At 62.5% G+C, this 6,858-nt stretch carries 4 protein-coding genes and 2 pseudogenes; 5 read left to right on the top strand and 1 reads right to left on the bottom strand.

From position 1 onward, the window contains the following. Nucleotides 1–101: 101 nt before the first annotated feature. The 4 genes and pseudogenes from ILFOPFJJ_RS35160 to ILFOPFJJ_RS20890 form a co-directional block, all read left to right on the top strand. Nucleotides 102–351, top strand: a pseudogene (locus ILFOPFJJ_RS35160) (acetoacetate decarboxylase family protein); the annotation flags it as partial. 160 nt (nucleotides 352–511) lie between these two features. After that, the gene (locus ILFOPFJJ_RS20900; protein WP_173512461.1) at nucleotides 512–1,573 is read left to right on the top strand and encodes an HlyD family secretion protein; all 1,062 of its coding nucleotides are present in this window, start codon (nucleotides 512–514) and stop codon (nucleotides 1,571–1,573) included. After that, nucleotides 1,570–4,350 (top strand): ribosome-associated ATPase/putative transporter RbbA, encoded by a 2,781-nt coding sequence (gene rbbA / locus ILFOPFJJ_RS20895; protein ID WP_173512460.1) that lies wholly within the window; start codon nucleotides 1,570–1,572, stop codon nucleotides 4,348–4,350. The genes ILFOPFJJ_RS20900 and rbbA overlap by 4 nt, the downstream gene beginning before the upstream one ends. 1 nt (nucleotide 4,351) lies before the next feature. Beyond that, a complete protein-coding gene (locus ILFOPFJJ_RS20890) occupies nucleotides 4,352–5,464 on the top strand; it encodes an ABC transporter permease (protein WP_173512459.1) in 1,113 nt (370 codons plus the stop codon). A 136-nt stretch (nucleotides 5,465–5,600) separates the two neighbouring features. Here the strand turns inward: ILFOPFJJ_RS20890 and ILFOPFJJ_RS20885 are convergent, their stop codons facing one another. After that, on the bottom strand, nucleotides 5,601–5,906 hold the full coding sequence (locus tag ILFOPFJJ_RS20885) for a DoxX family protein (protein ID WP_173512458.1): 306 nt from the start codon (nucleotides 5,904–5,906) through the stop codon (nucleotides 5,601–5,603). Between the two features lie 67 nt (nucleotides 5,907–5,973). On the opposite strand from ILFOPFJJ_RS20885, the pseudogene ILFOPFJJ_RS36780 reads away from it, so the two are divergent. Beyond that, a pseudogene (locus tag ILFOPFJJ_RS36780) lies at nucleotides 5,974–6,858 on the top strand (transposase); the annotation flags it as partial.

Below are 6,858 nucleotides of genomic sequence, written 5' to 3'. Positions count from 1 at the left end.
GCCGCCTGACAGCGCAAGCGCCCGCTGCTTGGCAATGATGGTACCCGCGAGCGCCTCACATCGAAGATGTCCTCGACCTGCCCTCGATGCCACTTGCGACCGCGACGGTCGCCAAGACGCAGGTGAACTTGAAGCTGATCCCCGGCGTCGACGGCAAGTCGGCGCTATGTCAGCTTGTTTGCTACAACCTCACGGATATCGTGGTAAAGGGTTCGTGGGTCGGCCCCGGCCGACTGCAGCTCATTCCGCACGTCAATGCCCCGGTTGCCGATTGTACGCCCCGTGGTCGGAGCCCACCATTTCTTCGCCGACGTGACGTTGCCATTCGGCCGGGTACTTTACAATTACTTAGGCGACGAGACTAGTTTCCGTCCACAAGCTCGCATGTTGTGTAGCGTTTGCAAGCGCTTGTCTGAGGCTGGCCGTGTCTTGGAAGGCATGGACGGGAGATCAGGGGCGCTGGCTTCCCGCGGCGCTCCCTCTCATGGGCAAATGTGAAGGATCTCGATCTATGACGAGGAAGGGTTGGATCATCGCAGCCGTAGTCGCCGCCGTCGCTGTCGGGGCCTACTATGTCTGGGCGAACCTGACCGGCTCGGCGCCGCCCGCCGGGATCGTGAACGGCAATGGGCGTATCGAGGCGACGGAAATCGACATCTCGACCAAGACCGCCGGGCGGATCGTCGAGATCCTCGTATACGAGGGCGATTTCGTCGAGGAAGGCCAAATATTGGCGCGGATGGACACGGTGCGCCTGGAAGCGAGACGGCGCCAGGCGCAGGCAGAACTGGCGCGCGCGAAGATCAGCGTCGAGACGGCCAACAGTCTTGTCAAACAGCAAAAGGCGCAGTTTGAGGCGGCGAATGCGGTGATTGCGCAGCGTCAGGCCGAGCTTGATGCCGCGCAGACGCGCAGGGACCGTTCCGAGCAGTTGCGAAGGACGAACACCGTCTCGCAGCAAATACTGGACGACGATCGTGCCCACTACCAGGCTGCGGTGGCGACCGTTGCCGCGGCCAAGGCGCAGCAGGCGGCGGTAGAGGCTGCGATAAGTTCGGCGGAGGCCCAGGTAATCGATGCCAAAGCCGCAGTGGACGCGGCCCAGGCCGAGATCGAGAGCATCGATGCCGATCTGGACGACAGTGTGCTCAGGTCGCCGCGTACCGGCCGCGTTCAATTCCGCGTCGCGCAGCCCGGGGAGGTGCTGTCCGCCGGCGGGCGTGTCCTCAACCTCGTCGACCTCAGCGACGTATATATGACCTTCTTCCTCCCGACGGAGCAGGCTGGACGGGTGGCGCTCGGCAGCGAGGTTCGCCTCGTGCTCGACGCCATTCCGCAATATGTGGTTCCGGCCAAGGCGACCTTTGTCGCCAGCGTGGCTCAGTTCACGCCGAGGACCGTCGAAACGCAGGACGAACGGCTGAAGCTGATGTTCCGCGTCAGGGCGCGGATCGAGCCGGATCTGCTACGGAGATATGTCGAGCAGGTGAAAACCGGCCTTCCCGGGATGGCCTACGTGAAGGTCGCGTCCGACGCCCAGTGGCCCGCCTGGCTTGGAAACCTGGTGCAATGAGTGCACTTGCCGGGAAGGCAGAGCCAACCGAAGGCTTCGTGGCGCGACTGCAGGATGTCGGCCTGTCCTATCGCAGAACACGCGCGCTCGACGCAATCACGCTCGATATTCCAGCCGGCTGCATGGTCGGTCTGATCGGCCCGGACGGCGTGGGCAAGTCGAGCCTGTTGTCTCTGATCGCCGGTGCACATGCGATGCAGGAAGGTCGTATCGAGGTACTCGGCGGTGATATCGCCGACTCGCGGCACCGACGGCTGACCTCACCGCGCATCGCCTTCATGCCCCAGGGGCTTGGCAAGAATCTCTATCCGACGCTCTCGGTGTTCGAGAACGCTGATTTCTTCGGCGGCTTGTTCGGCCAGAGTGCAAGCGAGCGCAAGGCCCGCATCGCGACGCTGCTTAGGAGCACCGGGCTCGCCGCCTTCGCCAATCGCCCCGCCGGCAAGCTCTCCGGCGGCATGAAGCAAAAGCTCGGCCTGTGCTGCGCATTGATCCACGACCCGGACCTCCTGATCCTCGACGAGCCGACAACCGGCGTCGATCCCCTGTCGCGCCGGCAGTTCTGGGAGCTGATCGACGACATCCGCAAAGAGCGGGAAGGAATGAGCGTGATCGTTTCCACTGCCTATATGGAGGAGGCAGCCCGCTTCGATTGGCTGGCGGCGATGGACGCGGGCAAGGTGCTCGCAACGGGCACGCCGAAAGAGCTACTCGAAAGGACGAATACCTCCAATCTGGACGCCGCCTTCGTGGCTCTCCTGCCGGAGGAGAAGCGGCGCGGTCACACCGAGGTCACCATCTCGCCGCGCGGCGGCGGTGCCGCCGAGGACATCGCGATCGAGGCCCAGCATCTGACGATGCGCTTCGGAGATTTCACTGCCGTGGACAACGTCAGTTTCCGCATCCCGCGCGGCGAGATATTCGGCTTCCTTGGCTCGAACGGATGCGGCAAGACGACGACTATGAAGATGTTGACCGGCCTCCTGCCTGCCAGCGAAGGCACGGCGCACCTGTTCGGCCGAGCGGCGGACCCGAACGACATCGACGTCAGGCGGCGCATCGGCTACATGTCGCAGGCCTTCTCGCTCTATACCGAGCTGTCGGTCCGGCAGAACCTGGAACTCCATGCACGCCTTTTCCAGATGCCGCCGGAGCGCATTCGCGACCGCATCTCCTACGTGGCGCAGCGCTTCGAACTGGTGGACGTGATGGACACCTTGCCGGATGCGTTGCCGCTCGGCATCCGCCAGCGCTTGTCGCTTGCCGTGGCCATGGTCCATTCGCCGGAAATCCTGATCCTCGACGAACCCACCTCCGGCGTCGATCCGGTAGCGCGCGACGGATTTTGGGAAATCCTCGCGGACCTCTCTCGCAAGGACAACGTCACGATCTTCGTCTCGACCCATTTTATGAATGAGGCCGCGCTGTGCGACCGCATCTCGCTCATGCATGCGGGCAAGGTACTGGTCAGCGACACACCGGCGAATATCGTCAGAATGCGCAAGGCTGATACCCTGGAGCAGGCCTTCGTCGAATATCTCGAGGATGCGATCGGAGAGACCGATAACCAGAATGTAAAGGTTTCGGGCGCTCCGCAGCCCCCCGAAATCGCCGACAGGGCCGCTGCCGCGCACGAGCGGTCGAGCCGTTTCTTCGATTTCGGCCGCATGTTCGCCTATACCAAGCGGGAGACGCTGGAGCTCCAACGTGATCCCATCCGCGCCACGCTAGCCCTCATCGGCAGCATCGTCCTGATGTTCGTCATCGGCTACGGCATCAACATGGACGTCGAGAACCTCTCCTTTGCCGTGCTGGATCGCGACGATACATCGATCAGCCGCGACTATGCCATCCAGGTCTCCGGCTCACGCTACTTCGTCGAAAAGCAGCCGATCACCAGCTACGACGACATGGACCGGCGGATGCGCAACGGGGAGCTGAGCCTTGCAATCGAGATTCCACCGGGGTTCGGCCGCGACGTGATGCGCGGCCACAATGCCGAGATCAGCGCCTGGATCGACGGCGCGATGCCGACGCGCGCGGAGACGGTGCGCGGCTACGTTCAGGGTATGCATTCGACCTGGCTGACGCAGAGGGCGCGCCAGCTCTATGGAAGTGCGGCAATCGTCGGTGATTACCAGCTCGAAGTCCGCTACCGCTACAATCCCAACGTTTTGAGCCTGATTGCGATCGTGCCGGCGGTCATACCGATCTTGCTCCTGATGATTCCCTCGATGTTGACTGTGCTGAGTGTCGTGCGTGAGAAAGAACTGGGCTCGATCACCAATTTCTACGTCACGCCGGTGACACGCTTCGAGTTCCTTGTCGGAAAGCAGATCCCCTATGTGATCCTTGCCGCACTGAACGTGGTGATGCTGACCGCCTTCGCGATCTTTGCCTTCGGGGTGCCCTTCACCGGCAGCTTCCTGGCATTCGGGACCGCGGCGCTGATCTACGTCATCGTGACGACCAGCATGGGGTTCGTTATCTCAACCTTCATCAACAGTCAGATCGCCGCCATTTTCGGCACGGCGCTGATTACGATGGTTCCCGCCGTCCAGTATTCCGGCCTCATCGATCCGGTTTCGTCGCTCAGCGGTTTTGGCGCCTTCGTCGGCAACATCTTCCCGACGGCCCATTTCGTTACGATCTCGCGCGGCGCCTTTTCCAAGGGGCTCGATTTCGCCGATCTCCGCACCTCTTTCGTGCCGCTCCTTATCGCGGCGCCGGTGCTGCTCTGCCTCGCAGCCGCCTTCCTCAAGAAGCAGGAGACGTGAGATGCGGCTCGCCAACGTCTTTCATCTGGGTGTCAAGGAACTGCGGGGGCTGGCGCGCGACCCGATGCTTTTGATCCTCATCGTGTACTCCTTTTCGCTGTCGATCTACACGGCATCGAACGCGACGCCTGACACGCTGAACCGCGCCGCGATCGCGATCGTCGACGAGGACGATTCGCCGATCTCGTCGCGTATCATCACCGCGTTCTATCCGCCTTTTTTCTCGGTGCCGCGGCTGATCGACCGGTCGGAGATGGATAGGCGCATGGACGCAGGCCTTGACACCTTTGCGCTGAACATTCCGCCGAACTTCCAGAGAGACGTCCTGGCGCAGAGGGCACCGGCGATCCAGCTCAACATCGACGCCACCCGCATGTCGCAGGCTTTCACCGGCGGCGGCTACGTGCAGTCGATCGTCTCCGGCGAAATCGACGAATATACCAACCGCTTTCGGGGGGCGACCGCGCTACCGGTCAACCTCGTCCTTCGCGCGCGGTTCAATCCGCAACTCGACAAGAGCTGGTTCATGCCCATTTCCAACGTGATCACATCGATCACCATGCTGTCGATCGTCCTGACGGGCGCCGCGCTGATCCGCGAGCGCGAGCATGGCACGATCGAACATCTGTTGGTGATGCCCGTCACTCCGACGGAGGTCATGGTCAGCAAGATCTGGTCGATGGGGCTCGTGGTGCTGGTCGCCTCCGCCCTGTCGCTGGCCTGGGTCGTCCAGGGTATCCTGAATGTCCCGATCCAGGGATCGCTCGCGCTCTTTCTGGCAGGCACGGCGCTGCAACTGTTCGCCACCACCTGCATGGGCATCTTCCTGGCGACGATCGCCGGCTCGATGCCGCAGTTCGGCCTTTTGCTCATGCTCGTGCTGCTGCCGCTACAGGTCCTGTCTGGTGCCATGACGCCGCGCGAAAGCATGCCTGAGATCATCCAGAACTTGATGCTCGCAGCGCCCAATACACATTTCGTGATCCTGGCCCAGGCGATCCTGTTTCGCGGGGCCGGAATCTCCATTGTCTGGCCCCAGCTCGCCGCACTCTTTGCGATCGGCGTGATTTTCTTCTACTTCTCGCTGCGCCGTTTCCGCCGGTTCCTGCGCTGATCGATGTCGAACAACCGATGCCGGATCAGGTCGGCCCAGTTTCAAGAGCATTGCGTCATGCGCTCGCTTCGGGTGGCCATCGCGCCCATGATGGGTCAGGGCGCAGATCGCCGGAGGCATAGATGTCGGCCGCATCTCAGGCCCGGACAGCCCCGGCGGCTGCATGCGTAGGCGAGTGCGGCGACGGCTTCGCCCGTGCGGCGTTCTGGGTGATGAACGAGGCGACCAGCACGACCAGCCCAGCCACGGCAGGAACCGCCTCCCCGAAATCAGATGCGCCGATAAGGTCGGGCAGCATGTGAAAGAGCATGCCGGAATAGGCGAGACCGCTCAGCGCGACGCTGACGCGCGACAGGATCACGATCACGCCCAGGAGCTTGACCGCAATCAGGAGAGGCACGAGATAGCCCGGAAAGTTCAGTGCTCCGATAAGCTGACGCACCGTGTCGCCTTGGGTTCACCTTCTGGGCTAAAAGGTGGTGTAACGGGCGGACCCCGGCCCGCCAGGTTTGAAGGGCCGGTCCAGCGAACCCGATGCGTTGATCGCCTGGTTCGGCGCGCACGGCGTGGCGATGGAGCGAATTGGTCTGGAGGCCGGCCCCTTGTCGCAGTGGCTCCATGCCGGGATGGTGAAAGCAGGTCTTTGCGTCGAGCTGATCGAGACGCGCCACGTGCGTGCAGCCTTCCGCGCCCCGGGCGGCGCTCACGCTAGCGGATGACGTCGGTCAATGCCACGCGACCTGCGGCGCCTACGATCGAAACAGTCTGCAATTCAACCCTGCGGCCGCCGTATTGACCGTCAAGCTGCGCGCGAAGTGGCTCTGGCGTTATCAGCACCTGCGCCTGGTACGCGCTTTTGTCTGAGGTGCGTCGTGGTCGGCACCTATGGCGACAGTTGTACTAGATCTGCTGAAATAACTGCGATCTAGTGGATTGATTCCAACACTTGGTGCCCGCGTTTGACGGCGGCAATGATGTCGACGGATCCGCGAATTAATCGAAGGTCATCCGACCTTGGAGGCGATTGCCGCGTCGCTGTTGAAGGTGCGCGACGGGCTTGCGGACGAATTTGCCAGTTTCGAACGCAAGTTGCGTGTCATCGCCCGTGACGACGAAAAAGCCCGTCGGTTGATGACGACGCCAGGCGTTGGCGTCCTGGTGGCACTGACATTTGTGGCGGCCGTCGATGCGCCGGAGCGATTCCGATCATCACGAGCGGTGGGGCCGCATTTCGGATTGACCCCGAAGAAATATCAATCGGGCGAGACCGATTATAGCGGCCGCATCTCGAAGATCGGCGATGTGGGTGTGCGAACCGCGCTCTACGAGGCGGCCAACGTCATCCTGACCCGGCCGGTCAGAGGATCGGACCTTAAGACTTGGGCGCTGGCGGT

The sequence above is a fragment of the Sinorhizobium psoraleae genome (genome assembly GCF_013283645.1).
Classification (GTDB): Bacteria; Pseudomonadota; Alphaproteobacteria; order Rhizobiales; family Rhizobiaceae; genus Sinorhizobium; species Sinorhizobium psoraleae.
Note: the sequence above shows the minus strand (reverse complement) of the source record. Positions and strands in the feature narration are given on the sequence as shown.